Annotated in this window: 31 protein-coding genes; 9 read left to right on the forward strand and 22 right to left on the reverse strand. The window is 67.9% G+C overall.

Annotation, left to right across the window (positions count from 1 at the left end):
• The first annotated feature begins 20 nt into the window (after positions 1-20).
• Together A5699_RS26015 and A5699_RS26020 are read left to right on the forward strand one after the other, a co-directional pair.
• On the forward strand, positions 21-914 hold the full coding sequence (locus tag A5699_RS26015) for an HAD family phosphatase (protein WP_067776043.1): 894 nt from the start codon (positions 21-23) through the stop codon (positions 912-914).
• A 100-nt stretch (positions 915-1,014) separates the two neighbouring features.
• Complete coding sequence (locus A5699_RS26020) at positions 1,015-1,545, forward strand: MaoC family dehydratase N-terminal domain-containing protein (RefSeq protein WP_067776046.1); 531 nt, start codon at positions 1,015-1,017, stop codon at positions 1,543-1,545.
• A gap of 78 nt (positions 1,546-1,623) precedes the next feature.
• Here A5699_RS26020 and A5699_RS26025 read toward each other — a convergent pair whose 3' ends face one another.
• The 9 genes from A5699_RS26025 to A5699_RS26060 form a co-directional block, all read right to left on the reverse strand.
• Positions 1,624-2,691, reverse strand: coding sequence for a lysophospholipid acyltransferase family protein (locus tag A5699_RS26025; RefSeq protein ID WP_067776049.1), 1,068 nt, complete (start codon positions 2,689-2,691; stop codon positions 1,624-1,626).
• Positions 2,692-2,726: 35 nt separating this feature from the next.
• Positions 2,727-3,863 carry an SDR family oxidoreductase gene (locus A5699_RS26030; protein WP_067776052.1) on the reverse strand — a complete coding sequence of 379 codons (1,137 nt, stop codon included), beginning with the start codon at positions 3,861-3,863 and terminating at the stop codon, positions 2,727-2,729.
• A gap of 29 nt (positions 3,864-3,892) precedes the next feature.
• A complete protein-coding gene (locus A5699_RS28810) occupies positions 3,893-3,994 on the reverse strand; it encodes a 30S ribosomal protein bS22 (RefSeq protein WP_003402602.1) in 102 nt (33 codons plus the stop codon).
• Positions 3,995-4,112: 118 nt separating this feature from the next.
• Entirely contained in the window at positions 4,113-4,340 is a 228-nt protein-coding gene (locus A5699_RS26035; RefSeq protein WP_003882954.1) for a cell division/environmental response transcriptional regulator, read from the reverse strand.
• A gap of 138 nt (positions 4,341-4,478) precedes the next feature.
• Complete coding sequence (proC, locus tag A5699_RS26040) at positions 4,479-5,339, reverse strand: pyrroline-5-carboxylate reductase (RefSeq protein ID WP_142253924.1); 861 nt, start codon at positions 5,337-5,339, stop codon at positions 4,479-4,481.
• 45 nt (positions 5,340-5,384) lie between these two features.
• Entirely contained in the window at positions 5,385-6,203 is an 819-nt protein-coding gene (locus tag A5699_RS26045) for a thioesterase family protein (RefSeq protein ID WP_067776058.1), read from the reverse strand.
• Positions 6,204-6,231: 28 nt separating this feature from the next.
• A complete protein-coding gene (locus A5699_RS26050) occupies positions 6,232-7,077 on the reverse strand; it encodes a sugar phosphate isomerase/epimerase (RefSeq protein ID WP_067776060.1) in 846 nt (281 codons plus the stop codon).
• A gap of 34 nt (positions 7,078-7,111) precedes the next feature.
• Positions 7,112-8,206, reverse strand: coding sequence for a hypothetical protein (locus A5699_RS26055; RefSeq protein ID WP_067776063.1), 1,095 nt, complete (start codon positions 8,204-8,206; stop codon positions 7,112-7,114).
• Positions 8,207-8,208: 2 nt separating this feature from the next.
• Positions 8,209-9,207: a Ppx/GppA phosphatase family protein gene (locus A5699_RS26060; protein WP_067776067.1), complete on the reverse strand. Its 999-nt coding sequence runs from the start codon at positions 9,205-9,207 to the stop codon at positions 8,209-8,211.
• Between the two features lie 152 nt (positions 9,208-9,359).
• On the opposite strand from A5699_RS26060, the gene A5699_RS26065 reads away from it, so the two are divergent.
• Positions 9,360-10,136: a hypothetical protein gene (locus tag A5699_RS26065; protein WP_067776070.1), complete on the forward strand. Its 777-nt coding sequence runs from the start codon at positions 9,360-9,362 to the stop codon at positions 10,134-10,136.
• 8 nt (positions 10,137-10,144) lie between these two features.
• On the opposite strand, the gene regX is transcribed toward A5699_RS26065, so the two are convergent.
• The 6 genes from regX to A5699_RS26095 form a co-directional block, all read right to left on the reverse strand.
• Positions 10,145-10,831, reverse strand: coding sequence for a two-component sensory transduction protein RegX (regX, locus tag A5699_RS26070; protein ID WP_067776073.1), 687 nt, complete (start codon positions 10,829-10,831; stop codon positions 10,145-10,147).
• Between the two features lie 8 nt (positions 10,832-10,839).
• Positions 10,840-12,027, reverse strand: a complete 1,188-nt coding sequence (locus A5699_RS26075; protein ID WP_067776075.1) for a cell wall metabolism sensor histidine kinase WalK — start codon at positions 12,025-12,027, stop codon at positions 10,840-10,842.
• Between the two features lie 142 nt (positions 12,028-12,169).
• Complete coding sequence (locus tag A5699_RS26080) at positions 12,170-12,922, reverse strand: phosphoglyceromutase (RefSeq protein ID WP_197508398.1); 753 nt, start codon at positions 12,920-12,922, stop codon at positions 12,170-12,172.
• A 14-nt stretch (positions 12,923-12,936) separates the two neighbouring features.
• Complete coding sequence (locus A5699_RS26085; protein WP_067776078.1) at positions 12,937-13,437, reverse strand: YbjN domain-containing protein; 501 nt, start codon at positions 13,435-13,437, stop codon at positions 12,937-12,939.
• Positions 13,434-14,738 (reverse strand): D-inositol-3-phosphate glycosyltransferase, encoded by a 1,305-nt coding sequence (gene mshA / locus A5699_RS26090; protein ID WP_067776081.1) that lies wholly within the window; start codon positions 14,736-14,738, stop codon positions 13,434-13,436. The genes A5699_RS26085 and mshA overlap by 4 nt, the downstream gene beginning before the upstream one ends.
• 10 nt (positions 14,739-14,748) lie before the next feature.
• Positions 14,749-16,017: an ROK family protein gene (locus tag A5699_RS26095; protein ID WP_231965840.1), complete on the reverse strand. Its 1,269-nt coding sequence runs from the start codon at positions 16,015-16,017 to the stop codon at positions 14,749-14,751.
• Positions 16,018-16,292: 275 nt separating this feature from the next.
• Between A5699_RS26095 and A5699_RS26100 the strand changes: the two genes are divergently transcribed.
• Entirely contained in the window at positions 16,293-17,048 is a 756-nt protein-coding gene (locus A5699_RS26100; protein WP_067776087.1) for an SDR family oxidoreductase, read from the forward strand.
• Positions 17,049-17,119: 71 nt separating this feature from the next.
• Here the strand turns inward: A5699_RS26100 and A5699_RS26105 are convergent, their stop codons facing one another.
• Together A5699_RS26105 and A5699_RS26110 are read right to left on the reverse strand one after the other, a co-directional pair.
• Positions 17,120-18,448 carry an Ig-like domain-containing protein gene (locus tag A5699_RS26105; protein ID WP_067776090.1) on the reverse strand — a complete coding sequence of 443 codons (1,329 nt, stop codon included), beginning with the start codon at positions 18,446-18,448 and terminating at the stop codon, positions 17,120-17,122.
• 6 nt (positions 18,449-18,454) lie between these two features.
• Positions 18,455-19,549 carry a UDP-N-acetylmuramate dehydrogenase gene (locus A5699_RS26110; RefSeq protein ID WP_067776093.1) on the reverse strand — a complete coding sequence of 365 codons (1,095 nt, stop codon included), beginning with the start codon at positions 19,547-19,549 and terminating at the stop codon, positions 18,455-18,457.
• 26 nt (positions 19,550-19,575) lie between these two features.
• On the opposite strand from A5699_RS26110, the gene A5699_RS26115 reads away from it, so the two are divergent.
• From A5699_RS26115 to A5699_RS26135, 5 genes are read left to right on the forward strand one after another with little or no spacing between them, the layout of a single operon-like run.
• Positions 19,576-20,082: a DUF2505 domain-containing protein gene (locus A5699_RS26115; protein WP_067776096.1), complete on the forward strand. Its 507-nt coding sequence runs from the start codon at positions 19,576-19,578 to the stop codon at positions 20,080-20,082.
• A gap of 23 nt (positions 20,083-20,105) precedes the next feature.
• Entirely contained in the window at positions 20,106-20,618 is a 513-nt protein-coding gene (locus A5699_RS26120) for a DUF2505 domain-containing protein (RefSeq protein ID WP_157561455.1), read from the forward strand.
• Entirely contained in the window at positions 20,593-21,402 is an 810-nt protein-coding gene (locus A5699_RS26125) for a class I SAM-dependent methyltransferase (protein WP_067776099.1), read from the forward strand. The genes A5699_RS26120 and A5699_RS26125 overlap by 26 nt, the downstream gene beginning before the upstream one ends.
• 28 nt (positions 21,403-21,430) lie before the next feature.
• Positions 21,431-22,246 carry a carbon-nitrogen hydrolase family protein gene (locus tag A5699_RS26130; RefSeq protein WP_067776102.1) on the forward strand — a complete coding sequence of 272 codons (816 nt, stop codon included), beginning with the start codon at positions 21,431-21,433 and terminating at the stop codon, positions 22,244-22,246.
• Positions 22,243-23,145, forward strand: coding sequence for a DUF2993 domain-containing protein (locus tag A5699_RS26135; RefSeq protein WP_067776105.1), 903 nt, complete (start codon positions 22,243-22,245; stop codon positions 23,143-23,145). The genes A5699_RS26130 and A5699_RS26135 overlap by 4 nt, the downstream gene beginning before the upstream one ends.
• 19 nt (positions 23,146-23,164) lie before the next feature.
• Here the strand turns inward: A5699_RS26135 and A5699_RS26140 are convergent, their stop codons facing one another.
• The 5 genes from A5699_RS26140 to A5699_RS26160 all read right to left on the reverse strand — a co-directional run bounded on the left by A5699_RS26140 (position 23,165) and on the right by A5699_RS26160 (position 26,449).
• A complete protein-coding gene (locus tag A5699_RS26140; protein ID WP_067776108.1) occupies positions 23,165-23,575 on the reverse strand; it encodes a DUF2599 domain-containing protein in 411 nt (136 codons plus the stop codon).
• 4 nt (positions 23,576-23,579) lie between these two features.
• Positions 23,580-23,864 (reverse strand): DUF2516 family protein, encoded by a 285-nt coding sequence (locus A5699_RS26145; protein WP_067776111.1) that lies wholly within the window; start codon positions 23,862-23,864, stop codon positions 23,580-23,582.
• Between the two features lie 74 nt (positions 23,865-23,938).
• The gene (locus A5699_RS26150; protein ID WP_067776114.1) at positions 23,939-24,565 is read right to left on the reverse strand and encodes a heparin-binding hemagglutinin; all 627 of its coding nucleotides are present in this window, start codon (positions 24,563-24,565) and stop codon (positions 23,939-23,941) included.
• 61 nt (positions 24,566-24,626) lie between these two features.
• Positions 24,627-25,031, reverse strand: a complete 405-nt coding sequence (locus A5699_RS26155) for a helix-turn-helix domain-containing protein (RefSeq protein ID WP_067776117.1) — start codon at positions 25,029-25,031, stop codon at positions 24,627-24,629.
• Positions 25,032-25,120: 89 nt separating this feature from the next.
• Positions 25,121-26,449: a DUF445 domain-containing protein gene (locus A5699_RS26160; protein ID WP_067776202.1), complete on the reverse strand. Its 1,329-nt coding sequence runs from the start codon at positions 26,447-26,449 to the stop codon at positions 25,121-25,123.
• Positions 26,450-26,471: the final 22 nt, after the last annotated feature.

Here is a 26,471-nt window from a genome sequence, read left to right on the forward strand (position 1 = left end):
CGGTGACTTAGGGTGAAAACGTGCCCGAACCCGGTAGTTCCGATGCGCTCGAACAGGAGCTTGGCGGTGAGGCCAGCGCCGCACTCGCCGTCACCGAGCTTGAGTCCGACCCTGATCCCGTCGGCACTCCGGCGCCGCCGCCCGATCTGACGGCCGCGGCGTTCTTCGACGTCGACAACACCCTGGTGCACGGATCGTCGCTGGTGCACTTCGCCCGGGGACTGGCCGCCCGCAAGTACTTCACCTACCGCGACATCGTCGGCATCGCCTATGCTCAGGCCAAGTTCCAGTTCACCGGCAAGGAGAACAGCGACGACGTGGCCGCCGGCCGGCGCAAGGCGCTGGCGTTCATCGAGGGCCGCACCACCGCCGAGCTCGTCGAGCTGGGCGAGGAGATCTACGACGAGATCATCGCCGACAAGATCTGGCCGGGCACCCGCGCACTGGCCCAGATGCACCTGGATGCCGGGCAGCAGGTGTGGCTGGTCACCGCCACGCCCTATGAGCTGGCGGCCACCATCGCCAAGCGGCTGGGGCTGACCGGCGCGCTCGGGACGGTCGCCGAATCGGTCGACGGAGTGTTCACCGGCCGGCTGGTCGGCGACATCCTGCACGGCACCGGCAAGGCGCACGCGGTGCGCTCGTTGGCCATCCGGGAAGGGCTCAACCTGCGCCGCTGCACCGCCTATTCGGACAGCTTCAACGACGTGCCGATGCTCTCGCTGGTCGGTACCGCGGTGGCGATCAACCCCGACGCCGCTCTGCGCGACGTGGCCCGGGAGCGGGGCTGGGAGATCCGCGACTTCCGCACCGCCCGCAAGGCCGCGCGCATCGGGGTGCCCTCGGCCTTGGCGCTCGGCGCCTTGGGCGGCGCGCTGGCGGCGGTCGCCTCGCGGCGCCACGACATTCGCTGAGCCGCGGCGCTGCGCTGATAAACTGCCGCGGCGGGCCGCGCCAGGGGGCTCCGCCGCCAGGCACTTTTGTGCGCCCAGCACACCGAACAGCGCAGGGAATATGAGCATCGCCGCAAACATCATCGGAACCCACTACCGGTACCCCGACTATTTCGAGGTGGGCCGGGAAAAGGTCCGGGAGTTCGCCTCCGCGGTCAAAGACGACCACCCCGCCCACTACACCGCCGAGGGGGCCAAGGAGTACGGCCACGACGCGGTGGTCGCCTCGCTGACCTTCCTGGCCGTGGCCGGTCGACGGGTGCAGCTGGAGTTGTTCGACAAGTTCGACATCCCGATCAACCTGGAGCGGGTGCTGCACCGCGACCAGAAGCTGATCTTCCACCGGCCGATCATGGTCGGCGACAAGCTATGGTTCGACTCCTACCTGGACTCGGTGATCGAGTCGCACGGCACCGTGATCTGCGAGGTGCGCGCCGAGGTCACCGACGGTGACGGCAACCCGGTGGCCACCAGCGTGGTCACCATGCTCGGTGAGGCCGCCCACCCCGACGAGGCCGACGAGATCAGCTCGGCGATCGCCGCCAAGCGCGATGCCGCGATCGCCAAGATGATTGCTGGGCAAAAGAGCTAGCTTCTCCCGCGAGCAGACGCAAACCCGCACATTTTTCGGTGAAAATGTGCGGGTTTGTGTCTGTTCGCGGGGAAAAAGTCAGCCGAAGAACATGTTCCGGCGGCCGGCCAGCAGCTTGTACAACGTGTGCTGGATGGTCTCGCGGACCTGATCGGTGAGCTCGAAGGTGATCATCGGATCGTCGGCCGCGGTCTCGTCGTAGCCCGACGTCTCGATCGGCTCGCCGAACTGGATGTGCCACTTCGACGGCAGCGGCACCAACCCGAGCGGGCCGGCCAACGGGAACAGCGGGGTCACCGGGAAGTACGGCAGGCCCAGCAGCCGCGCCAGCAGCTTGACGTCGGCCATCATCGGGTAGATCTCTTCGGACCCGACGATCGAGCACGGCACGATCGGCGCCTGGGCCCGCAGAGCTGCGGAAACGAAGCCGCCACGGCCGAACCGCTGCAGCTTGTAGCGGTCTTTGAAGTTCTTGCCCAGCCCCTTGAAGCCCTCCGGGAACACCGCGGTGAGCTCACCGTTGGCCAGCAGCCCGTGCGCGTCGGTGGTGCACGCCACGGTGTGGCCGGCCTTGCGGGCGGCCTGCCCGACCATCGGCAGGTCGAAGACCAGATCGGCGGCCAGCATCCGCAGGTCCCGGTGGGCCGGATGGTGATCGTGCACGGCCACCTGAGCCATCAACCCGTCGAACGGCAACACCCCGGCATGGTTGGCCACCACGAGCGCCGCCCCGGTCTCGGGCAGGTTCTCGATACCGGATACCTCGACCCGGAACCAGGACCGGAAAAACGTTCTCAGCAAAGGCATGAAGATTGCGTTGGTGATGTGCGGATCGAAGCCGAACTCGTCCACCGAGTAGGCGCCCGACATCCGGGTGCGGATGAATTCCGACACCGCCGCGATGCCCTTGACGAGGTCGGAGGGACCCTCGTCCGCCGGAGACTGGGCTGACGCGCTGCTACGGCGCTGATCGATTTCGCGCACCACCGCGGCGATCTGTTCAGCCGAGGCCCGGCCGCCCGGGTCGGCCAGTACCGACGGATGCCTGCGCGCACTCTCAGACCGAGCCGCAGCCCGGCGCGCGGCCGAGGAGCGATTCGAGTTCCCATGCAGCGGAATGACTTTCGCCTTAGGTTCACTCGACACGTCGATACCTTCTCCCACCCCGGTCAGAGCCAGTCCTACTGTCCCAAACGCTGCGCCACCCCCACGGCGCGACTCTCCATTGAGCGTACCCATCGCGGATCGAGTATCGGCGTCAATCCACGACCTCGGACGTAATCGTCGAACGCCTCGGCGGTCGTCCACTTGGGACTGTAACCCAGATCCCTGTGCATTCGCGTAGTGTCCATGACCCGGCCGTAGCTCAGATAATTCATCTGCTCACGGTCGAGCTCGGTGTAACTCGTTGCGCGACTGAGCGAATTCATCATCGACAACGCTTGGCGCGGTACCGGCAATCGCACGCGCCCCGACCGCCGGATCGCCTGACTCATCATGATGATGCCCGCAGCACCGACGTTGAACGTGCCCGCCACCCCGGCGGTGGTGGCATGCTCCAGCGCACCCAGGGCGTCCTGCTCGTGCAGCAGTTGCAATCGCGCGTCGTGCCCGATGACCGACGGCACCACCGGCCCGGCCAGATAGCGCGACAGCGCGGTGTCCATCGCCGGCCCGATCATGTTGGCCAACCGCAGGATGGTCAGATCAATGTCCGGACGGCGCCGGGCCAGACCCCGGGCATAGCCCTCGATGTCGATGCTGTCGCGGGCGAACCCGTCACCCGGCGGACGCCGAGCGCTGCTCTCCTCGCTGAACATCACCGGATCGCGCGGGGAGGCGCCGTACACCTCGGAGGTGGACTTGAGCACGACCCGGCGGACCGACGGAGCTTTCTGACACGCCGCGAACAACTGGATCGCGCCCATCACGTTGAGTTCCTTCAACGCGGCCCGTCCCCCGGACCGCGGCGCGTAGGACGCCGCCGCAGCATGCACGACGGTGTCCGCGTTGCCGTTCCGGATCACCTTGGCGATGAACGGGTTGCGGATGTCGGCGCGCACAAACTCGGCGCGCCCCATCCGGCGCATCAGATCCTTGCTCGGCACCACCGCATCCACGGCGATGACATGCTCGATCGACGGATTCTGCGCCAGCCTCGAGATCAGAAATCCACCGAGGAACCGGCACGCACCCGTGACCAGAACCACTTTCGGCGGGGGCGCCGCGCCTGCGGACTGTGCCCCGCCGGATGAGCCCGTACCAGACGGACCGGGGACTCCCGTCGGGCGTCCCCCCGAACGACCATCAGAATCCATCGGCTCAGCCTAGCGGCTGCAGCGGTTGGCTACTTGCCGAGTTTTCTACGCTGCACTCGGGTACGCCGAAGCAGCTTGCGGTGCTTCTTCTTCGACATACGCTTACGCCGCTTCTTGATGACTGAGCCCATAAACCCCGGTGTCTCCGCTACTGACGCTGATGATTGACCCGGTCACTTTACCCGGGCCAGCCACCTAAACGGAAAACGGCCGGTACGCCCAACGCGCTCAGCCCGCCGCGGCTGGGTGTCAGCCGGCGTCGAAGTACGAAGACTCCAGCAGATCGTGGACAGCCTTGGCGTGGACCCGGAACGATCGGCCCACTCGCACCGCAGGCAGTTCACCGTTGTGCACCAGCCGGTACACCGTCATCTTCGAGACCCTCATCAAGCTCGCCACCTCGGCGACCGTCAGAAATTGAGCTCGAGGCTGACCGTCGCCAGCATCCCGCGCCGATGGCCCGTTCATAGACGTCATCGCAACCCAATCAATCAGGCACGGGCAGTTCCAGCGGCTTCCCCACCGCTGGCACCGACCCGCGCATACAAAGGGAGAATAGCGTGGCGGGTGGGGTTACTGCGACGGGTGTGGGCTAATCCATCCGAATTAATCTAATTACTCAGATGTAATTCCGAGCTGCTCAGAGCGCGTTTTCGCGGCCTGAACGGCGTTGGAGACCGCCGACCGCAGTCCCCCACGCTCCAGTTCCCGCAGCCCAGCGGCCGTCGTCCCGGCCGGGGAGGTCACCATCGCCCGCAGCCGGCTCGGCGTGGTGTCCAGCGCGCCGCCTCCGGCCGCATTGACCTCGTCGAGAGTCTCCAGCAGCATCGCGGCCGAGCCGGCCATGGTCTGCACCGCCAGATCGGTGGCCACCGCGCGCGACAGACCCGATTCCACCCCCGCGTCCACGAGGGCCTCGACCATCAGGAAGAAGTAGGCCGGCCCCGAGCCGGACACCGCGGTCACCGCGTCCAGCTGCGACTCGACGACGGTGATCACCCCGCCGACCGCGTCGAAGATCGACGAGACCTCCTTGAGCTGATCGGCGGTGGCGAACCGGCCCGGTGCCAGTGCGCTCACCCCGCCGCCGACCACGATCGGCGCGTTGGGCATCACCCGGACCACCGGAGATCCGGCCGGCAACTTCGCTTCGTAGTAGGCCGTGCTGACCCCGGCCGCGATGCTCACGAACACCTGCTCGGCGGTGTCGGTGTCGGCCCGGGCGGCGGCGTCGGCGATCTCGTCGATCACATGCTCGACATCGGCCGGCTTGACCGCGATGACCACGTAGGTGGCGTTGTCGGCAGCGTCGGCCACCGAGGTCACCAACACCGAATACTTCTCCGACAGGTACTTGGCCCGGTCACCGAATTTCTCCGCCACCACCAGGTCCTTGACCTGACGACCAGCCCGTAACAGTCCTGACAGCAGCGCCTCGCCCATGCTTCCGCCGCCGATAATCGCGATCCTCGACATGGGCCACAGCATTCCACGACAGGCGCCCCGCCATTTCGACCGGAGTCAGCCAGACGCAGACGTGGGCACCATCGCCAACTGCCGCGACTGCACGATGATCCGGCCCTCGCAGTCGACCACGATGTGGTCTTCGTCGAACCAGTCCTGGCCGATCTGCACCGACGTGCACATCACCCGCAGCCAGCCGTCGGCCGGCAGCGCCCGCAGATACGTCGTCAGCTGGACCGTGGGCGCCCAACCGGTGCGTTCCACGGCGAAGGTGACCGGAGCCGACACATCGCCGCACAGGAGCGCGAACAGGACGTCGGGAGCCACCCCCTTGGGACGCACCCAGAAGTCGAACACGGGTGGGCCCCCGTCGCTACGCGGCCCCATCGTGTGCAGCGCAGGCCGGATGTCGCAGCCGTGCGCCAGATGCACGACGTCGGCCATCGGGTGTCCGGGGCCGATCGGCTCCAGCCCGGGCGGCGGCTCGGGCGTCATCAACGGCACCACCGGGTTGAACGACAGCAGCGGCGGCACGTGGTGTTCAGGCTCGCCCAGGGTCACCGAGGCCGTCACCGCGACTCGGTCGCCCTGCCGCAGCTCCACATCGATCAGGCCGATCCGCCGGCCTCGCTTGCGCACCGTCGTCACGATCTCCATGGCGCCCGGATCCGGAGCCCACAGGTAGTTCGCCGACATCGCGATCGGCTGCGCGGACGTACCCAACTCGGTACGCGCGGCATTGGCGCACAACGCGAGCATCGCCCCGCCGTGCACCTTGGGGCCGATCGTCCAGTGCTCGTTGAGCTCGCCGTGGTAGACGCCGTCACCGGCGGCGATCAGCGCCATGGCGTCGGTGAACAGGGTGGAGCCGGTCATGAGTGGTCCTTAGGGGCTGAAATAGCGGTCAACGCAACAGGTGCGCGCGGGCGAACTGCAACGACTCGGCGAGCAGCGCCTCGCGTTCGGACGCCGTCTTGGCTGCCGAGGTGGTCACCTCCAGCACGACGTGGCCGGAGAAGTTGCCCGTGGCCAGCATCTGGCACACCTCGGCGACGGGTTGAGTGCCGCGTCCGGGCACCAGATGCTCGTCGGTGGAGGATCCCTTGCCGTCACACAGGTGCAGGTGCACCAGGCCGTCGCCCATGCGCTGTGCCATCTCCATCGCATCGGTACCTGCCGTCGCGGTATGGCTCAGGTCGAGGGTGTAGTGCGCGTGGTTGCCGTCCAGCGGATCGTAAGACGGGGCGAACGCCGAGATGCCCGGGCCGGGACCACCGCCGCGCTTGCGCATCCGTTCGATGGAGGTGCCGCCCGAACCGAAGAACCGGTCGGCCCGGAACGGGAACATGTTTTCCACGGCCACCAACACGTCGCTGTCGGCTTCGAGTTGGGCCACCTGATCGCTGAACCCGTCGGCGTAGCGCCGCTGCCAGCGGAACGGCGGATGCACGACGACCGTCTGCGCGCCCAGTTCCTCGGCGGCGCGCACGCTGCGCTCCAACTTCGGGATGGGGTTGGCTCCCCAGACCCGCTGCGAGATCAGCAGGCACGGCGCGTGGACGGACAACACCGGCACGCCGTAATCGGCCGACAGCTTCTGTACCGCGGAGATGTCCTGGCTGACCGATTCGGCCCAGACCATGAGTTCGACACCGTCGTACCCGAGCCGGGCCGCGTACTCGAAAGCAGCCTCCGTCCTCAGCGGATAGACCGAGGCAGTGGACAGACCGACCTTGATGGCTGGGCGCACAGAGGTAATTGTGTACTGAGGCCGTGCAGCCGACTCAGCTCGCCTGCAGCAGCGCCAGCGGTCCGAAGGTGACCAGCGCACCCACCGCCACCGCGGTCAGCGTGCTGCCGATGTCCTCGGTCTTGCGGACCACGCGCACACCACCGGCCAGGCCGAGGATCACCAGCACGCCGAGCACCAGCGCGACGATGGTGTTCCACTTCCACAGCTGATCGAAGGCGACGAACAGGCCGGCGCCGAAGGCCACCGCGATGATGCACTGACCGACGATCCACAACCCGCGCACCAGCGGCGAGCTGGCAGTCTCTTCGTCACCGAAGTCGTCGTGCTCGTCGCGGTCGTCGAACTCGGTGTCGGCCTCGCTCTCGGCCGGGTCCTCGGCACCGGACTCCTCGCCGAACAGGGGACGCAGCGACGAGTACGAGCCGTCGCCGTAGTCGCCATAGTCGTCGTAGTCGCGGTAGACGGAGTCGTCGGTCGCGTCGACATCGTCGATGTCGCCGGCGTCGTCGACGGCGGTGACGTCATCGAGGTCGTCGAGGCCGGATTCGACCAGCCCGTCGGCGTCCGCCTGGGCCGCATCCTCGGTGAAGTCGTAGAGCGGGTCGGGGCTCATCCGCTCGGCGCCGGTGCCGGAAGACTCGTAGTCGCGGGCCGGCCGCTTGGCCGGGGCACGGCGCGGCCGCGGGCGGAACTCGACGGGCTCGGGATCAGCCTCGCGCGCCGCCAGATGCGCGTCGTAGTCGTCTTCGGCGTCGGTCCGCGCCTCCGGCTCCACCGGCCGCGCGAATGGCTTACCGCGGACCGGCTGCGGGCGCGGCCCGCCGTTACGTCCGGCGGCGGGCCGTGGTTCGTCGCGAGGCTCGTCCCGGATGGGTGCCACCACGGTGGTGTCCACCAGCGGGTCCGGCTGGGGCACGGGCTCGTCGCGGTCCTGGTCGAGCTCGATGTCGTCGGTGATGACGGGAATCTCGCCGGTGAGCTCGGCGACGGTCACGGCGTCGCTGTTACCGCGACGACGCCGACGACGTCCGCCGACCGGCGGCGCGCCGATCGTCCCGTTCTTTGCCAGCAACTCCGCTACCGAGATCGGTCGGGGGCCGGATGGGCTGTTCTCTGGTCCTGTCATACCTATGTTGCCTTTGGGGCTAGCTTTTCCTTACGTCCAGCATCCCGCGCCGACGTCTCTACCAAGGCTGTGCCGTCGGCCTCGCTGTCGAGTTTCCGCAGAATCAGCCCCTCTCGCAACGCCCAGGGGCAAATGTCGACGGAATCGATCTCCAGTGCTCGCATGCTAGCTTCAGCTACCAAAGCACCGGCCACGATCTGTGGTGCGCGCTCGGCGCTCACCCCTTCCAGTTCGGCACGGTCAGCCGCAGTCATCCTAGAGATGAAAGCTATGAGCTGTCTTAATCCGGCCGCCGTGAGGGTTCGCTTGACCCGAGGGCCGGCTCCGGACGGGGCCGCGCCGGTGAGCCGGGCCAGTGAGCGGAAAGTCTTCGAGCTCGCGACCGCCAGATCCGGAGTCCCGGCCCGGCGCAGGGTGGCACCGGCGTCGGCCAGTTCGGTGGCCAGCCAATCTCGGAGCATCGCGACGCGGCGCCGCCCAGGCGGGTCTTCGGTCAGCCACTCCCTGGTCAACCGGCCCGCCCCCAGCGGCAGCGAGAGCGCCACCTCGGGCTCTTCGTCGACTCCGCTGGACAACTCCAGTGAGCCCCCGCCGATGTCGATGTTGACGATGCGCCCCGCACTCCAGCCGTACCAGCGGCGCACCGCCAGAAACGTCAGGCGGGATTCGTCGACCCCGCTGAGCACCCCCAGCGACACCCCGGTCTCGGCTTGGACCCTGGCCAGCACCTCCTCGGAGTTGGTGGCATCACGCACCGCCGAGGTGGCAAACGCCATCAGCTCGGCACAGCCCGAGCTCGTCGCGATCTTGGCGAACTCGTCGACGGTGGCAACCAGACTGTCGGCGCCCTTGCGGGTGAGCTTGCCCGAATCGTCGATGGCCTCGGCGAGCCGCAGCGCGGCCTTGGTGGAGCTCATCGGGGTCGGATGTCCGCCACGGCGGGCATCCACCACGAGGAGATGCACCGTGTTACTCCCGACATCGAGCACGCCTAACCGCACTGCACCAACCTAACGGCAGCCGGGCGGCGCATCGTGGCCGGACCACCCGCTGCTGTCATGGCGGCGGATCCGCCGGTGTGGCGCACCACACTCTCGGCGATCGTGGCGCGGTTGGGAAATGCGTTCAGGCATATGGGAGTAGCGTTTGCGCCGTGACAGAAGTGCATCCAGGTGAGGTGGAACTCGACTTTGCCCGCGAGTGGGTGGAGTTCTACGACCCCGAGGACCCGACGCATCTGATCGCGGCCGATATGACCTGGCTGCTGTCCCGCTGGACGTGCGTCTTCGGTACGCCGGCGTGCAAGGGCACCGTCGAGGGCCGCCCAGACGACGGATGTTGTTCGCATGGCGCGTTCCTCTCTGATGACGACGACCGCGCGCGCCTCGACGACGCGGTCGCACGGCTGACCGACGAAGACTGGCAGTTCCGGGAGAAGGGCCTGGGCCGCAAGGGTTACCTCGAAGACGACGAGTACGACGGGAAACCCAACCTGCGCACCCGAAAGTACAAGGGCGCCTGCATATTCCTGAACCGTCCAGGTTTCCCCGGCGGGATCGGATGTGCGCTGCACAGCAAGGCCCTCAAACTCGGCGTCGAGCCGCTGACCATGAAGCCCGACGTGTGCTGGCAGTTGCCGATCCGGCGCAGCCAGGAGTGGGTCACCCGGCCCGACGAGACCCAGATCCTGCGGACCGTCATCACCGAATACGACCGGCGCGGCTGGGGCGAGGGCGGTGCGGACCTGCACTGGTACTGCACCGGCGACCCCGCCGCCCACGTCGGCGCCCGCCCGGTGTTCGAGTCGTACGCACCCGAACTCACCGCGGTGCTCGGCGAGAAGGCCTACGCCGAGCTGGCCGCGATGTGCCGGCGCCGCGGCGCGTTGGGGTTGGTCGCCGTGCATCCGGCGACCCGCGCCGCCGAGTAGCCGGCGACTCAACCCTCCAGCTTGTACCCCAGGCCGCGCACGGTGACCAGGTGCACCGGGTTGGCCGGGTCGGATTCGATCTTGGAGCGCAGCCGCTTGACGTGCACGTCGAGGGTCTTGGTGTCCCCGACATAGTCGGCGCCCCAGACCCGGTCGATCAGCTGACCGCGGGTGAGCACCCGGCCGCTGTTGCGCATCAGGTACTCGAGTAGGTCGAATTCCTTGAGCGGCAACGTGATCTGCTCTCCGTTGACGCTGACCACGTGCCGTTCCACATCCATCCGCACCGGGCCGGCCTCCAACACCCCGTCGCCGATGCCGGTGTCGTCGGTGTCGGCGCCGCGGCGCAGCACCGCACGGATCCGCGCGATCAGCTCACGGGCCGAATACGGTTTGGTGACATAGTCATCGGCGCCCAGCTCGAGGCCGACGACCTTGTCGATCTCACTGTCTCGCGCGGTCACCATGATCACCGGCACGCTGGACCGGGCCCGCAGTTGCTTGCACACATCGGTACCGCTCATCCCGGGCAACATCAGATCCAGCAGGACGATATCGGCGCCGGAGCGCTCGAATTCGGCCAGGGCAGAGGGACCGTCGGACACCACGGTGGCCTCGAAGCCCTCCTTGCGGAGCAGGAATGCCAAAGGATCGGCCAGCGACTCCTCGTCCTCCACGATCAACACGCTGGTCATCGGTCTCGCTAATCCTCTCGGTCGGCTGAGCCACCTACGGACTCATCGGTTTCGGGATAGGCCGGGATCGACAAGGTGAACGTCGACCCGGTGCCCGGCTGACTCCACAGCCGGATGGTTCCGTTGTGGTTGGCGGCCACGTGTTTGACGATCGCCAGGCCCAACCCGGTGCCACCGGTGGCGCGCGATCGGGCCTTGTCGACCCGGAAGAACCGCTCGAAGACCCGCTCCTGATCGGCCTTGGCGATCCCGATGCCGCGGTCGGTGACCGCGATCTCGACGCTGCCACCGCGCCGACGCCGGCTGATGGATATGCCAGAACCGTTGGGCGAGTAGGCGATTGCGTTGGAGACGAGATTCGCCAAGGCCGTCACCAACAGGGTCTCGTCCCCGAGCACCCGGAAGCCGGTCGGCGCGTCGGTGGTGATCGAGATGTCGGCCTTGTCGGCGGCCACCTTGTGGCGCGACAGCGCTTCGAACACCACCGTGTCGACGTCGACAGCGGTCAGATCGGGCAGCCGTTCGGCGCCCTGCAACCGGGACAGCTCGATCAGCTCGCCGACCATGTCGGCCAGCCGCTGCGATTCGGCCACCATCTTGTCGGAGAACCGGCGCACCATGTCCGGGTCGTCGGCGGAGGCCTGCAGCGCCTCGGCCAGCACCCGCATCGCGCCCACCGGGGTCTTGAGTTCATGGCTGACGTTGGCGACGAAGTCCCGTCGGGTGGCTTCCATCCGCGCGTGCTCGGACTGGTCGTCGGCGTAGACGACGGCGAACCGGTGGTCGTCTGCGGTCAACGGTCGCACCCAGCCACGCACCGATATCCCCGAGCGTCCCGGATGGGTCAGCTTGCGAGGCGAGAGGTCGACCTCGACGGCCTGGCCGGTGGCGAACACCTGCTCGGCGGCGCGCCAGGCCCGGTCGTCGAGCAGACGGTCGCGCACGACGCCGAGTTCGGCGGCCCGGTCGTTGGCGTACACCACGTCATTGAAGGTGTCGACGACGACGATGCCGTTGGGCGATACCGAGACGATGTGTTGCAGCATCTGCGACACCGTCAGACCGGCCGCGTCGGCCTCGCGACGTTTGCGACGGGCCACGATGCGGGGTGCGACTACGGCGGCCACACCCGCACCGACGATCAGCGCGAGCAACGACACGACCGCCGTCAGCAGTAACGCCGACACCAAGCTCACGCGAAAATCGTACGCATCCGGTGAACGTCATCCCAGCAGCGTGCGGCCAAAACGGGACAAGTCACACCGACAAATACAGGTGTTCGGCTGTCGTTAACCCGCGGTCACCTGCTGTTCGCCCGCCGGCCCGCGTGTCAGCGAACTACTTCTTGGCGCCCTGGGCGGCGACCGCGGCAGCCCCGGCGGCGGCGGCCTCCGGATCGAGGTAGGCCCCACCGGCCACCAGCGGCTTGAGGTTGTCGTCGAGGTCGTAGCGCAGCGGGATGCCGGTCGGGATGTTCAGGCCGACAACCTCCTCGTCGGACATCTGATCGAGGTACTTGACCAGCGCACGCAGCGAGTTCCCATGCGCGGCGATCAGCACGGTCTTGCCGGCCTTCAAATCGGGCACGATCGTGCTCTCGTAGTACGGCACGAACCGCTCCACCACGTCCTTGAGGCATTCGGTCAGCGGGCCGCCGCCGATGTCGGCGTAGCGCGGGTCGGAGTCCTGGCTGAATTCGCTGCCTTTCTCGATCGGCGGGGGCGGGGTGTCGTAGCTGCGTCGCCACGCCATGAACTGCTCTTCGCCGTACTTTTCCTTGGTGGCGGCCTTGTCCAGGCCCTGCAGCGCGCCGTAGTGCCGCTCGTTGAGCCGCCAGTCGCGGTGCACCGGGATCCAGTGCCGGTCGGCGGCGTCGAGGGCCAGGTTCGCGGTGGTGATCGCGCGGCGCAGCAGCGAGGTGTAGACGACGTCGGGCAGCACGCCCTGCTCGACCAGCAGCTGGCCGCCGCGGATCGCTTCGGCTCGGCCCTTGTCGGTGAGGTCGACGTCGACCCATCCGGTGAACAGGTTCTTCTGGTTCCAGTCGCTCTCACCGTGGCGGAGCAGGATCAGCGTCGGCATGACGCTCATCCTGTCATAGCTGGTCAGTCGTCGATCAGGTGCTCGAACGCTTCGAGGTTCTTCAGCGACTCACCGCGTGAGACCCGCCACTCCCACTCTTTCTGGATCGACGAGCGGAAACCCAGCTCCAGCAAGGTGTTGAAATCGGAGTCGACGGCCTCGAGCACCTGGCCGAGCACCCGGTCGATCTCCTCGGCGGTGACCGAGTGCAGGGCCATCCGGCCGACGAGATAGATGTCGCCGACGTTGTCCAGCGTGTAGGCGACACCGTAAAGCCTGCGGTTGCGCTTGAGCAGGAAGCGGTAGACGCCTTCGAAGTTCTCGTCGGGCTTGCGGCACACGAACGCCTCGACGCGTACCGAATGCTCACCGATGCTCAGGATGGTGTTGGTCTTGAGCTTGCGCTCGCCGGGCAGCTCCACGACGATGCCGGGCAGCCCGCCGCGGGCACCTTTGTGGTGGTAGTAGACGAGTTCGTGTTCGTCGAGGGTGTCGGTGATGATCTTCGCGACGTCTTCGCTCATGCCCGCACCCCCCGGCGCAACCCGAACCGCCGCGCGGTCCGGCGGGCGGCCGGCCTGCGGTGCTTGGACCGGTAGTCGGACATCGCGTGGGCGTAGCTGCCCAGCAGGGCATCGACGGTGTGCGCCCAGGAGAACTGCGCGGCGTGGGCCGCGGCGGCCGCCCGCAGCGGCCCCGGATCACGTTGCAGGACCCCGTCGATCGTGGCGGCCCAGTCGTCGAGATCGTGGCCGTCGACCAAAGCGCCGCTGACCCCGTCGGCCACCGCAACGGGCAGCCCGCCGACCGCGGCCGCCACCACCGGCGTGCCGCAGGCTTGGGCCTCGACGGCGACCAGGCCGAAAGACTCCGAATAGCTGGGCACCGCGACCAGATCGGCGGCGCGATACACGTTGACCACTTGTTCGCGGGACTGCGGCGGCAGAAATGTCACGCGATCGGTGATACCCAGTTCGTCGGCCAGACGAATCAGGGTGTCGGGCTCGGCCAAACCGGAACCGGACGGCCCGCCGGCCACCAGTACCCGGACGCCGGGCAACTTGGCGGCAGCCCGCAACAGGATGTCCGGCGCTTTCAGCGGCTGAATCCGCCCCACGAAGGCGACCACCTTCTCATCGGGCGCGATGCCCAGCCCCGCCCGCGCCGCGGCGCGATCTCCGGGGGTGAAGGCGTCGAGATCGACACCCGGATGCACCACATCGATGCGCCCCCGGTCGGCGTGATGTAACGAAACAAGTTGCTGCGCTTCGTGTTCGGTGTTGACGATCAGCCGGTCGGCCTCGTCGACCACCTGTTGCTCGCCCACCGCACGCAGCGGCGGCTCCGGTGAGTCACCGGCGGCCAGGGCGGCGTTCTTCACCGCGGCCAGCGTGTGCGCGGTGTGCACCAACGGCACCGCCCAGCGGTCGCGGGCCAGCCAACCGACCTGACCGGACAACCAGTAGTGCGAGTGCACGACGTCGTAGTAGCCGGGCTCATGGGTCGCTTCGGCGCGCAGCACCCCGGCGGTGAAAGCGCACAGCTGGGTGGGCAGGTCGTATTTGTCCAGCCCCTCGAACGGTCCGGCCACCACGTTGCGCACCACCACGCCGGGGGCCACGGACACCACCGGGGCGTCCGACGACGAGGTGGCCCGGGTGAACACCTCCACCTCGACGCCGCGACGGGCCAGTTGCAACGCCGTCTGCAACACGTAGACGTTCATCCCGCCGGCGTCACCCGTCCCCGGTTGCGCCAGCGGCGAGGTATGCACGGACAACACCGCGACGCGGCGGGGAGTCTCGAGGTCTGCGGCTAGACGCACACCTCTATGTCTACACTGCCGCCGTACCGACCCCGCTGGCCGATCGCCGGGTCTCGGCGCGCCGCATGGCCCCGATCGGATCGGCGTACAGCCCGCCCAGCGACACGATGCCGGCGCTGGCTTCCTGGACGCGGTTGCCGAATGCCGTGACCCGAATATCGCGGGGCCCCAGCACCGAACGCCGTGCCACGGCCTCCTCGACGACGGGCATGCCCTCGGGGTATTCGGTGAAGGCCTGGCCGCCGAGCACCAGATCGTCGGGGTTGAGCAGATCCCGCAGCAGAGCGACGGCCTCGCCGAGCACACGAGCCCGATCGGCGAGCAACTCGACCGCCTTCTCGTTGCCTTGGCGCGCGGCGCGCAGCACCGCAGGCAATGTCGACGACGGCCCCTCGGCCGGGATGATCCGCAGCTTGCGCGCCGCGGTGAGCACCGCTTCGTCACTCACCGTCGATTCCAATTGCCCTGAGCCGCCGAGCAATTCGGACTGGGCCGGCAGACCTGCGATGGTGCCGGGACCACTGGCCGGCGAGTGCACACGGCCGTCGATGGACAGCGCATAGCCGACGGTTTCGCGGGCGTAGAAATAGAGGCTGGTCCGAGCCTGCGTGCCGACGGATTCCGGGGCGCGCCGTCCGCCCAGCAGGAGTTCGGCACCGGCCATCGCGTCCACGTGCGAGGCCACCGACACCGGCAGCCCGAGGGCTTCGCCGAGCACCGGGCCCACCGGGGCGTCGACCCAGCCCAGCCTCGGATGGTCGAGGTAGCCGGTGGCGCTGTCGACGACACCACCGGCGGCGATACCGACCCACAACGGGCGACGGCGGTGCCAGCGGCTCAGGTAACGCCGCGCACTGGCGGCCAACGTGGCCAGCGCCGCAGACTGGGGACCCGACGGCGTCGGCGTCTCGACGGCGTCGAGGGTGCGGCCGAACAGATCCGTGGCGACGATGCTGGTGGCACGCGCACCGATGTGGATACCGAGGGTCAGATAGGGCTCGTGGTTGACCTCGACGGGAACGCGGGGCCGTCCGATGGCGCCGGATACCGCGAGATCGGCGCGTTCCCGAAGGACGCCGGCCTCCAGCAGCGCGGTGACCTGGCGGTTGACGGTGGCGATGCTCAACTGCGTGTGCTGGGCGATGGCGTCACGGGCGATCGGCCCGCGGGCGCGCGCCGCGCTGAACACCGACGCCGCGGCGGCATCGGGCACCTTGAGCGACGGGGCGACGATGTGTAGCAGCCGCGATTGCGGGTAACGCGAGGCGGCGGGGGCCAGGGGCCGGGCCTTGCGCGCCAGGGAGCCGGACGCGGTGGAGGGACGGGCGGAGGTACGGCGGGGAGCGGCGATGGCGGTGGTCACGTGAGTGGTCCTTACTGAGTGTCGGCTGGTGGGTGGAAACCACACCTGGCGACTCAGCAGGACGGGAAAACGGTGTCCGGGATCGTCTCAGGCGCGGCGAAGTGCGCAACAACAACACGCACGCCGCGCGAAGCGGGACTTCAGACTCCGAGACACACGAAGAATCTAGCACGCCATCTAATGTTGGCCAGATGACGACACCACAGTCCGACAAACGAGTGGCAGTGGTCACCGGCGCCAGCGCCGGTATCGGTGCCGCCACCGCCAAAAGCCTTGCCGCCCTGGGCTTTCACGTAGTTTGCGTGGCCCGCCGGGCAGACCGGATCCAGGCCGTGGCCGACGAGATCGGCGGCACCGCGATCGTGGCCGACGTCACAGATCAGGCCGCGGTCGACGCCTTGGCCGCCCAGCTGGACCGGGTGGACGTGCTGGTGAACAACGCCGGCGGGGCCCGCGGGCTGGAGTCGGTGGCCGACGCCGATATCGACCACTGGCGGTGGATGTGGGAGGCGAACGTCCTGGGCACGCTGCGCGTCACGCGTGCGCTGCTGCCCAAGCTGATCGACTCCGGCGACGGGCTGATCATCACCGTCACCTCGATCGCCGCCGTCGAGATCTACGACAACGGGGCGGGCTACACCTCGGCGAAACACGCCCAGGGGGTGTTGCACCGCACCCTGCGCAGCGAGCTGCTCGGAAAACCGGTGCGGCTCACCGAAGTTGCGCCCGGCATGGTGCAAACCGACTTCTCGCTGAACCGCTTCGACGGCGACGAACACCGGGCGGAGAAGGTCTACCAGGGGGTCACGCCGTTGGTGGCCGAGGACATCGCCGAGGTGATCGGATTCGTGGCCTCCCGGCCGGCCCACGTCGACCTGGACCTGATCGTGGTGCGTCCGCGGGATCAGGTCAGCGGGGCCACCGGGTCACGTTTCAACCGGTCCTGACCACCGCGAACGTGACGTCAGGGTCGTTGCCGTGACGGCACAACGACCCTGGCGTCATTTTCGGCGCGGGTTTAACCGCCCGGCGCGGGCTTCGGCGGCGTCGTGGTGGTGGGCGTGCCGGACAGGGTGGGCGCATCCGTCGGCGTCGCCGGCGCGGAGGCCGGCAGGTTCGACGGGGCATCCCGTGAGGACAGCGCCGACATCGACTTCCACTCGTTCCAGTCCACCGCCCAGTCCCAGATGTCGCCGTCGGCGTAGGACAACTGGATGCGGGTGCCGGTGACCTCGACCGGGTCGCCGTACATCGCGCTGTTGAAGTACTGCTGCGAGTTCTCCAGGTTCAGGTTGATGCAGCCGTTGGTGACGTTCGTATTGCCTTGGGAATTGATGCTGTTCGGGTTGCAGTGGATGAACTCGCCGTTGTTGGAGATCCGCACGGCGAAGCGCTCGTGCACATTGCTGTACCCGGCGGCCGGGTTGGTCATCCAGAAGTCCTCGTACTTCTCGGTGACCACGTGGATGCCGCTGCGGGTGACGTTGCGGTCCAGATCTCCTTCGCCGTAGCTGCACGGGAAGTCCATGATCACCGCGCCGGAGCCGTCGAGAACCTGGATGCGGTGGCTGGAGGCCTCGGCCTTGACCACCTGGCGCCGCCCGATCTCGAAATCGAGCGTGGAGTCGGCCGCACCGTAGGCGTCCTCACCGAAGCTGACGCCGTACAGCGGGGCCTTGACGCTGACTTTGGTGCCGGCCGGGAAATACTCCCGGCTGCGCCAGTGCACGCGCGAGCCGCCGGCCTCGTCGGGCAACCACGCCCAGCTGCCCTCGACGGGCGGGGTGGTGGTGACCTGGAGGGCTTTTTCCACCGTGGCGCGGTACTGGTCGTCGATCGCGGCGTCGAACTGCAGGATGATCGGCGCGGCCACCCCGACCACCTGACCGTCGGCCAGCTGGAACTGCCCGCTGACCTGTTTCTGCGGGGCGACGGTGCTGAACTTGCCCTGCACCTGCTGAGCCTTGCCGTCCTCGCCGACCACCGAGCCGGCCCAGGTGTAGGTGGCGTCGTAGCCGAGCGGTTCGGTGACAGTGAATGCGGTGCGGTCGCTGTTGAATTTGCCGGCGACCACCTTGCCGGCCGCGTTGGTCAGGCTGACGCGCTGGAACCAACCGTCGGCGACCTTGACCCCGATCGGCGCGGTGGGCAACACATCCTCGGAGTCGACGGCGGGCTCGTACGTCACCGTCGGCGCTGCCGGCTCCTTGTCCTCAGGGGCGGACATCGGCGATTCACCCGAGCAGGCGGCCAGTAATCCGGCCCCCACTCCGACGGTCAGAACCGTCAGGGCACGCCGCCGACTGAACAACGGCGCGTCGGCCTCTATATCACCGGCAGGGCTCACGTGGACCTAGGGTACCGATAGATCGCACCCGATCAGAATCGGTTCAGGCTGCAGCACGATCCCGAACCGGTCCAAAACCCCGGCTTGTACCGTCCTGGCCAGCGCAATCACGTCCGCACTGTTCGCCTCGCCACGGTTGGTCAACGCCAGCGCATGTTTGGTCGACAACCGGGCGGCAGCGCCGTCGCCGGGGTAGCCCTTGCCGAAGCCGGCCTGCTCGACGAGCCAGCCGGCGGCCAGCTTCACGCCATCGGGTGCGGGGTAGTGCGGCACGGCTCCGACGCCGGACTCCGCGGCGGTGGCCTGTACCCGTTCGAACTCGGCCTGCGACACCACCGGGTTGGTGAAGAACGATCCGACGCTCCAGGTGTCGTGGTCGCTCGCGTCGAGCACCATGCCTTTGCCCGCACGCAACCCGAGCACGGTGTGGCGAACCCGCATCGGGTCGGCCCGCTCCCCCGGCTCGACACCGAGCGCGGCGGCCAGCTCGCGGTAGCGCAACGGGGCACTTCTGGTGTCCAGGGGCCCGTCGGCGTTCAAGGTGAACTCGACCTCGAGCACGATGACGGCATCGGAGTGTTTGAGAGTGCTTGTGCGGTAACCGAATTGAAGTTCTTCCGGGTGTGCCCAACGGACTTCACCGGTGCGCCGGTCCAGCAGGCGGACCCGGCTGATGGTGTCGGCCACCTCGGCGCCGTAGGCACCCACGTTCTGCACCGGGGTGGCCCCGGCCGAACCTGGGATGCCGGACAGACATTCCAACCCGCCCAGGCCATGCTGCAGAGACGCGACGACGACGTCGTCGAACACCGCGCCGGCCTCGGCCCGCAGCACATTGCCGTCGACGGTGATCGCGGTGTTGGCCACCCGCACCACGGTCAGGTCCGGCATGGTGTCGGCCAGGTCATCGGCCAGCACCACATTCGAGCCGCCGGCCAGCACCAGGATCGGATCGGCCACCGCGCGCAGCACGTCGATCAGCTGCTCGGTGCTGGTGCAGGTGAGCACCCGGCGCGCCACCGGCCCCACCCGCAGCGTGGTCAGCGGGGCCAGCGCAACCGCCTCGTCCACGGCGACACCGGCAACATACGAACTGACCACGGCCCGTAACGGTAGCCTGACCAGCTATGCCGCGATCATTCGACATGGCCACCGACTATGAAGGCAGCGTCGAACAGGTCCATCGGGCATTCGGTGACGAACGGTATTGGTTGGCCCGCCTCGCCGATTCGGGGGCTGACGAGGCCACACTGGACGCCCTGACCACGGCCGCTGACGGCGGTATCGGCGTGGTGACCACCCAGACCTTGCGCGCCGACCGGTTGCCCGGCGTGGTGTCGCAGTTTCACCGTGGCAACCTGAACATCCGACGCGAGGAGCATTGGGAGCCGATCCGTGACGGCGTGTCCCGCGGCACGGTCGAGGGTTCGATCCCCGGCGCGCCGGTGTCCCTGTCGGGCACCGCGACGCTGACCGGGACCGACACAGGGTCGCGGCTGTCGGTGCACCTCACGGTCGAGGTCAAGGTGCCGTTGGTCGGCGGCAAGATCGAGGGTTTCATCGGCTCACAGCTGACGGACCTGTTGATCGCCGAGCAGCGCTTCACCTCGGTGTGGATCGCCGAGCGCGGCTGACCCCGGCGGTACGGTCGATAGCCATGAGCCGTTCCCGGCAGTCCACGATGGCGTTCGACGCACCCGCCGAGACGGTCTACGCGGCCTACGCGAGCGACGACTACTGGCAGGCCCTGATGGACCGCTACGACGAACTCACGCCCGGGAAATCGGACATCACCGAGTTCAGCTCCGACGAACGTGGGATCGAGGTCGAGTTCCGGCAGGTGCTGCCGCGCGCGGAGTTGCCGCCGATCGTGCGGTCGGTGATCCCGCTCGACCTGGCCATCACCCGCAGGCAGTCGTTCGGACCGTTCGACCAGGGCGGCGTGAACGGCCGCTACACCGCGTCGGTTTCGCGCGCCCCGGGCCGGCTCGACGGCCGGTATGCGCTGACCGACCTGACCGCGGGCAGCCGGCTGCAGGTCGACAGCCGGTGCAAGGTGCCGATGCCCCTGGTCGGCGGCAAGCTCGAAGATCTGGTCCTGCAGTCGGTCAACGACGTGTTGACCATCGAGGGGGCGTTCACCGCTGGCTGGATCGCCGAGCAGTTCTAGGCCCGTCGGGGCAGTCACCCGCGGCACCACCGGATACAACCGGCTGCGCCGCAGCGACCGATGGCTGGTGCACTCACCGCGGGTGCGCTCGGTGTTGCGGGCCGCGGTCGATCCACTGGTCGTCGATCTGGGCTATGGCGCGCTGCCGGTCACCACGCTCGAGTTGGCCGCACGGCTGCAGTCGATACGCCCCGATGTGCGCGTGGTCGGCCTGGAGATCCACCCCGAACGGGTCGCCACCGCCCGGGCGGTGGCGGGCGGCACCGATGTGCAGTTTGCGCTCGGCGGGTTCGAGTTGGCCGGGCTGCAACCGGTGTTGGTGCGCGCGTTCAACGTGTTGCGGCAATACCCGGTTGACGCGGTGCCCGACGCCTGGGCCACCATGACGCGCCGGCTTGCCCCGGGTGGGTTGATCGTCGACGGCACGTGTGACGAGCTGGGCCGCCGATGCTGCTGGGTGCTGCTGGACGCCGACGGGCCGGTGAGTTTCACCCTGGCCTGCGATCCGTTCAGCATCGAACGGCCCTCGGACCTCGCCGAACGCCTGCCCAAGGTACTCATTCACCACAACGTCGAGGGCCAGCCGATCCACGAGCTGCTCAGTGCTGCGGACCGGGCCTGGGCGAGCGCGGCCGGGCACGGCGTGTTCGGTCCCCGGGTGCGCTGGCGGGCCATGTTGGAGTTGTTGCGTGGCCAGGGCTATCCGGTGGCGGCGCCACGTCGTCGGATGCGTGACGGGGTGCTCACGGTCCCCTGGGCGACCGTGGCGCCGGCCACGCATTGAACCCCGTGGCGCCACTAAGCTGAGACGCATGCGAATTGCCCTGGCGCAGATCGCCACCGGCACGGACCCGTCGTCGAATCTGACGTTGGTCGACGAGTTCACCCGCCGCGCAGCCGATGACGGCGCCCGGTTGGTGTTGTTCCCCGAGGCCACCATGTGCCGGTTCGGGGTACCGCTGGGCCCGGTGGCCGAGAAGCTCGACGGCCCCTGGGCGACCGCGGTACGTGAGATCGCCGCGAAGGCCGGTGTCGTCGTGGTGGCCGGGATGTTCGCTCCCGGAGACGACGGACGGGTGACCAACACCCTGATCGCGACCGGACCCGGCGTGGAGGCGCATTACCACAAGATCCATCTCTACGACGCCTTCGGCTTCGCCGAATCACGCACGGTGGCACCGGGTTTCGAGCCCGTGACGATCACAGTCGACGGCGCCACGGTGGGCTTGACCACCTGCTACGACATCCGGTTCCCCGAGCTCTACGTCGAGCTCGCGCGACGCGGCGCGCAGTTGATCACCGTGCACGCCTCCTGGGGGGCCGGGCCCGGCAAGCTCGACCAGTGGACCCTGCTGGCCCGGGCCCGGGCGCTGGACACCACGGGCTTCATCGCCGCGGTGGACCAGGCGTATCCGGGTGACGAGATCGCCAAGGCCGGACCGACAGGGGTCGGCGGCAGCCTGGTGGCCTCCCCCACCGGTGAGGTCCTCGCCGCGGCCGGTGCCGAGCCGCAGTTGCTGGTGTCCGACGTCGACCTCGAGGCCGCCAGCGGGGTCCGCGATGCCATCGCGGTGCTGCAGAACTTCTCACAGTTCGCTCAGTTCGGTAAGGCACAATCGCTGGGGTGACCGATCCCTGGGCCCGCCCGTCCGACCAGTCCCCGCCCGCACCTCAAGAACCGCCGGCACAGCCGTTGTCGCAGGAGCAGCCGGTCCAGCAGCCCCAGGTGGAGCAGCCCGCACCGGCGAAACCCGGGCCGACGGACACGTCGGCCCTGGCCAAGGTGAAGCGGCTGCTGTCGGATCCGCTCTCGGTGGTCCTGGTCGTGGTGATCGTGGTGGCCCTGGTCGCCGCCGGGATTCTCGGCGGTGAGTTGTACGCCCGCAGCCGCGCCGACAAGATCGTCGCCTCGATCGTGGAGTGCATCGTCCAGGACGGCGCCAAGGCGTCGTTCGACCCGCTGCCGCCGTTCCTGCTGCAGCACGTGAGCGGCCACTACACCAACATCAACATCGAGACCGCGGGAAATCAGATCCGCGATGCCAAGGGCATGAAGGTCAAGCTCGGCATCAAGGACGTCCGCATCAAGGAGACCGCCGACGCCAGTGGCACGGTGGGCTCCCTGGTCGCCGACATCACCTGGAACACCGACGGCATCCGCCAGACCGTGGCCGACATGGTGAGCCTGCCGTTCGTCGGCTCGGCGATCTCGGATGTGCGGACCAACCCGTCGAACGGGACGATCGAGCTCAAGGGTCTGCTCGGCACCATCACGGCCAAGCCCACGGTGGTCAACAAGGGCATCTCGCTGCAGATCATCGATCTGAGTGCCATCGGTCTGTCCTGGCCGCGCGAGACCCTGCAGCCGATCCTGGACAAGTTCACCGCCCAGATCACCGAGAACTATCCGATGGGAATCCACGCCGACAGCGTGCAGGTGACCGACAGTGGCGTCGTGGCGAAGTTCTCGACCACGAACGCGGCGATGCCCAAGGGCCAAGAGGACCCCTGCTTCGCGAAGCTCTAGCTCCGGCTTTTCCGGCGGGTCAGAACGGTTCCTCGGTACCGCCGGGATTGCACCCGGTGGCCAGCATCATCTCGGGACTGACCTCGGGCCGCCACGGTTCGAGATTCCAGCTGGTCTTGCCCGGCTCGGCGAGTTCGGCGAAGGTCCAGTGGCACAGGAACTGCTCACGCATTCCGGGAAGGTCGGCGTCCGGCGACAACGCCAGGACCTCGGCCCAGGCCTGATCGGCCTCGACGGTGGTGCCGGGTTGGCGGGTCAGCGCGCGGGCGGTGTCGGCCGGGTAGACCCGCAGGCTCGACAGGTCACCCCACTTGGCCCATTCGACATGGTCGACGTAGACGTGGTCGACGGCGGCTGCGGCCGGAGCGAACGTCAGCGCTGCGCCCAGCACCACACCTGCCGCGCCGAGCGCGGCCAGTGACGAACGCATGGGTTCAGCGCGACTTTCCCTGGATTTCGAGCAGCTTGGGCCGGACATCGACGAGGTAGATACCGGTGGCGCAGGCCGAGATCGCCGCGCCGAAAACACCGCCCAACAGCAGCGTGAGGACCACACCCACGCCCAGGATGACCAACCACACCGGCTTGGTCAGCTTGCCGGTGGCCGTGTAGGCGTCTGGACGCTGCATCGCCGCATGCACGAAGGCGTAGACACCTACGAGAGCGACCAAGTACGTGAGCGCTGAAAGAATGACGCCCGCAAGGTTGGCAAGTTGCACCTCACCAGCCTATGCGGGCGTCATCTCAGCGTCGACCGACAGGGCCCCACACCCCTGCCGGCCGACGCACTGACTTACTTCTGGGTGACCTTCTTGGCCGGGGCCTTCTTCGCCGGAGCCTTCTTGGCCGGGGCGGCCTTCTTGGCGGCCGGGGCGGCGGCCTTCTTGGCCGGCGCCGGGGCCGGAGCAGCCTTCTTCTCGGGAGCGGACTTCTTCGGCAGCTCCACGCCCACCAGCTTGGCGGCACGCTCACCGACCGCGCGGGTCTGCGAGGCCACGGTGCCCAGCGCATCCTGGGTCAGCTCGGTGACCTGGTCGGTGTAGCCCTCGACCCGGTTGGCGGCCTCCTCGATGGCCGGCTGGTTGCGCAGGCGCTCCAGCGCCGCCTCGCCGCGCTCGACGAGCTTGTTGTAGGTGGCGGTGGCCTGATCGGCGTAGCCCTCGGCGGCCTTGCGCAGCTCCTCGGAGGTGAACTTGTCGCGCAGCTCCTCGAACTGGGTGGGCAGGTCTTCCTGCAGCTTGTTCAGCCGGGCGCGGCCTTCCTCGACGCGGCCCTGGGCGTCGGTGCGCGCATCCTCGGCCCGCTCACGCAGGCTGGCGACGATCTCGTTGACCGTGGCCAGGGCCAGGTCGGCGGCGCCGACTGCGGCGAGCAGCGGGGCCTTGAGGTCTTCGATGGTGGGCTGGTTCTTCTCGGTCATGCGAGTTCCTTTCTGGTTGGTCTGTTTTCGTGTGAGTGGTTATCGGGAAGGACGTGGGGTGTCAGTCAGTCGGCTCAGTTGTCGGCTCCTCACCTGCGTCGGCGTCGTTCTGCTGGCGAAACGAGGTGTAGATGTCGAGCAGCACCTGCTTCTGCCGCTCGGTGATCCCCGCATCGTTGACGATGGCGTCGCGGACCTCGCTGGGCTCACTGGGTTCCAAGATCCCGGCGCGCACATAGAGCACCTCCGCGGACACCCGCAGCGCCTTCGCGATCTGGTTGAGCACGTCGGCTGAGGGTTTGCGCAATCCCCGTTCGATCTGACTCAGGTAGGGATTGCTGACGCCGGCCTTCTCGGCCAGCTGCCGAACAGATACCTGTGCCGCCTCACGCTGGGACCGGATGAAGCTTCCGATGTCCTGCGCAGCGTTGGAGACGACAGCAGCGAGATTCTCGTCTTGCGCCATGCCATTCCCCTCGTAGCCCGGGTATCCGTTAACGACAATTTTCACGCTACGACGGGGTGCTAACTTTTGCAAGCACTAGTTAGCGCAGGTCAGAAGAGTAGTTGCGCTATCGAATAGATGACCAGACCTGCCAGTGACCCCACCACGGTGCCGTTGATCCGGATGAACTGCAGGTCACGACCCACATGGAGCTCGATTCGCCGGCTGGCCTCGTCGGCATCCCAGCGTTCGATGGTCTCGGTGATGATCGCTGTGATCTCCGTCCCATACTCGCCCACCAAGTGTTTCGCACCGCGGATGATCCAGGTGTCGACCTTGTCCCGCAGCTCGGCGTCGTCGCGCAACGACTCCCCGATGCGCATCACCGAATCGGCGATCCGGGTGCGCAGCGCCGAGGACGGATCGTCCACCGATTCCAGGATGATCCGCTTGGCCGCCGCCCAGGCCGTCTCCGCGGCCCGGGCCACCTCGTCGCGACCCATGAGTTGTTCCTTGACGTTCTCGGCCCGCTGGATCGTCGCCTCGTCGTGCTGCAGGTCGTCGGCGAACTCGAACAGGAACCTCGTCGCCGAGCGGCGCAGCTCGTGCTCGGGATTACGGCGCACCTTGTCGGTGAAATCCATCAGCTCGCGGTGTATGCGGTCGCCGACCAGATGATCCACCCAACGCGGCGACCACGTCGGCGAATCCCGCTCGATCACCCGCTCGATCACCTCACCGGCGTTCAGCGACCACTGGAAGGCCCGGTCACACAGCAGCTGGATCAACGCCTCCTGCCGGCCCTCCTGCAGCAGCGTCGAGAGCACCCGGCCGATGGGCGGACCCCACTTGGGCTCGGCGATGCGCTTGACGATCATCCGGTCGAGGACATGCTGAACGTCCTCGTCGCGCAGCATCTCCACCCCGACGCGCAGCACCGTGGACGCCTCGGCGGCCACCCGCTCGGCGTGCGGACGGTCAGACAGCCACTTGCCGAGCCGGCCCGCCACCTGCGCATCACGCAGTTTGGTGGCGATCACCTCCGGGGACATGAAGTTCTCCCGGACGAACGTGCCCAGACCCTCCCCCAGCTGATCTTTCTTGCGCTTGATGATGGCGGTGTGCGGGATCGGCAGACCCAGGGGGTGTTTGAACAACGCCGTTACGGCGAACCAGTCCGCCAGGGCACCGACCATGCCGGCCTCGGCCGCGGCCCGCACATACCCCACCCAACCGCCGGCACCGTGGGACTGCGCCCAGGTGCAGAGCAGGAAGATCACGGTGGCTCCGAGCAGGAAACTCAGCGCCACCAGCTTCATGCGCCGCAAAGCCCGGAGCCGTTCGGCGTCGGCGGCACTGTCCGCCCCGGCCAGCGTCTCGGCAAAACTGGGCCGCGGGGAAGGCAACGCGCGCAAACCGGCGTCCGATCGATGTGCCACGTATCCATCATCCACAACTGCG

Source organism: Mycobacterium sp. E802 (genome assembly GCF_001666875.1).
Classification (GTDB): Bacteria; Actinomycetota; Actinomycetes; order Mycobacteriales; family Mycobacteriaceae; genus Mycobacterium.

Coding starts and splice junctions, on each gene's coding strand:
- A5699_RS26100 (WP_067776087.1), top strand. CDS start 16,293: ATGACGACACCACAGTCCGACAAACGAGTGGCAGTGGTCACCGGCGCC.
- A5699_RS26020 (WP_067776046.1), top strand. CDS start 1,015: ATGAGCATCGCCGCAAACATCATCGGAACCCACTACCGGTACCCCGAC.
- A5699_RS26150 (WP_067776114.1), bottom strand. CDS start 24,565: ATGACCGAGAAGAACCAGCCCACCATCGAAGACCTCAAGGCCCCGCTG.
- A5699_RS26035 (WP_003882954.1), bottom strand. CDS start 4,340: ATGACGTCTATGAACGGGCCATCGGCGCGGGATGCTGGCGACGGTCAG.
- A5699_RS26140 (WP_067776108.1), bottom strand. CDS start 23,575: ATGCGTTCGTCACTGGCCGCGCTCGGCGCGGCAGGTGTGGTGCTGGGC.
- A5699_RS26085 (WP_067776078.1), bottom strand. CDS start 13,437: ATGAGCGAAGACGTCGCGAAGATCATCACCGACACCCTCGACGAACAC.
- A5699_RS28810 (WP_003402602.1), bottom strand. CDS start 3,994: ATGGGCTCAGTCATCAAGAAGCGGCGTAAGCGTATGTCGAAGAAGAAG.
- A5699_RS26030 (WP_067776052.1), bottom strand. CDS start 3,863: ATGGATTCTGATGGTCGTTCGGGGGGACGCCCGACGGGAGTCCCCGGT.
- regX (WP_067776073.1), bottom strand. CDS start 10,831: ATGACCAGCGTGTTGATCGTGGAGGACGAGGAGTCGCTGGCCGATCCT.
- A5699_RS26045 (WP_067776058.1), bottom strand. CDS start 6,203: ATGACCGGCTCCACCCTGTTCACCGACGCCATGGCGCTGATCGCCGCC.
- A5699_RS26130 (WP_067776102.1), top strand. CDS start 21,431: ATGCGAATTGCCCTGGCGCAGATCGCCACCGGCACGGACCCGTCGTCG.
- A5699_RS26055 (WP_067776063.1), bottom strand. CDS start 8,206: ATGACAGGACCAGAGAACAGCCCATCCGGCCCCCGACCGATCTCGGTA.
- A5699_RS26080 (WP_197508398.1), bottom strand. CDS start 12,922: ATGAGCGTCATGCCGACGCTGATCCTGCTCCGCCACGGTGAGAGCGAC.
- A5699_RS26115 (WP_067776096.1), top strand. CDS start 19,576: ATGCCGCGATCATTCGACATGGCCACCGACTATGAAGGCAGCGTCGAA.
- proC (WP_142253924.1), bottom strand. CDS start 5,339: ATGTCGAGGATCGCGATTATCGGCGGCGGAAGCATGGGCGAGGCGCTG.
- A5699_RS26120 (WP_157561455.1), top strand. CDS start 20,106: ATGAGCCGTTCCCGGCAGTCCACGATGGCGTTCGACGCACCCGCCGAG.
- A5699_RS26155 (WP_067776117.1), bottom strand. CDS start 25,031: ATGGCGCAAGACGAGAATCTCGCTGCTGTCGTCTCCAACGCTGCGCAG.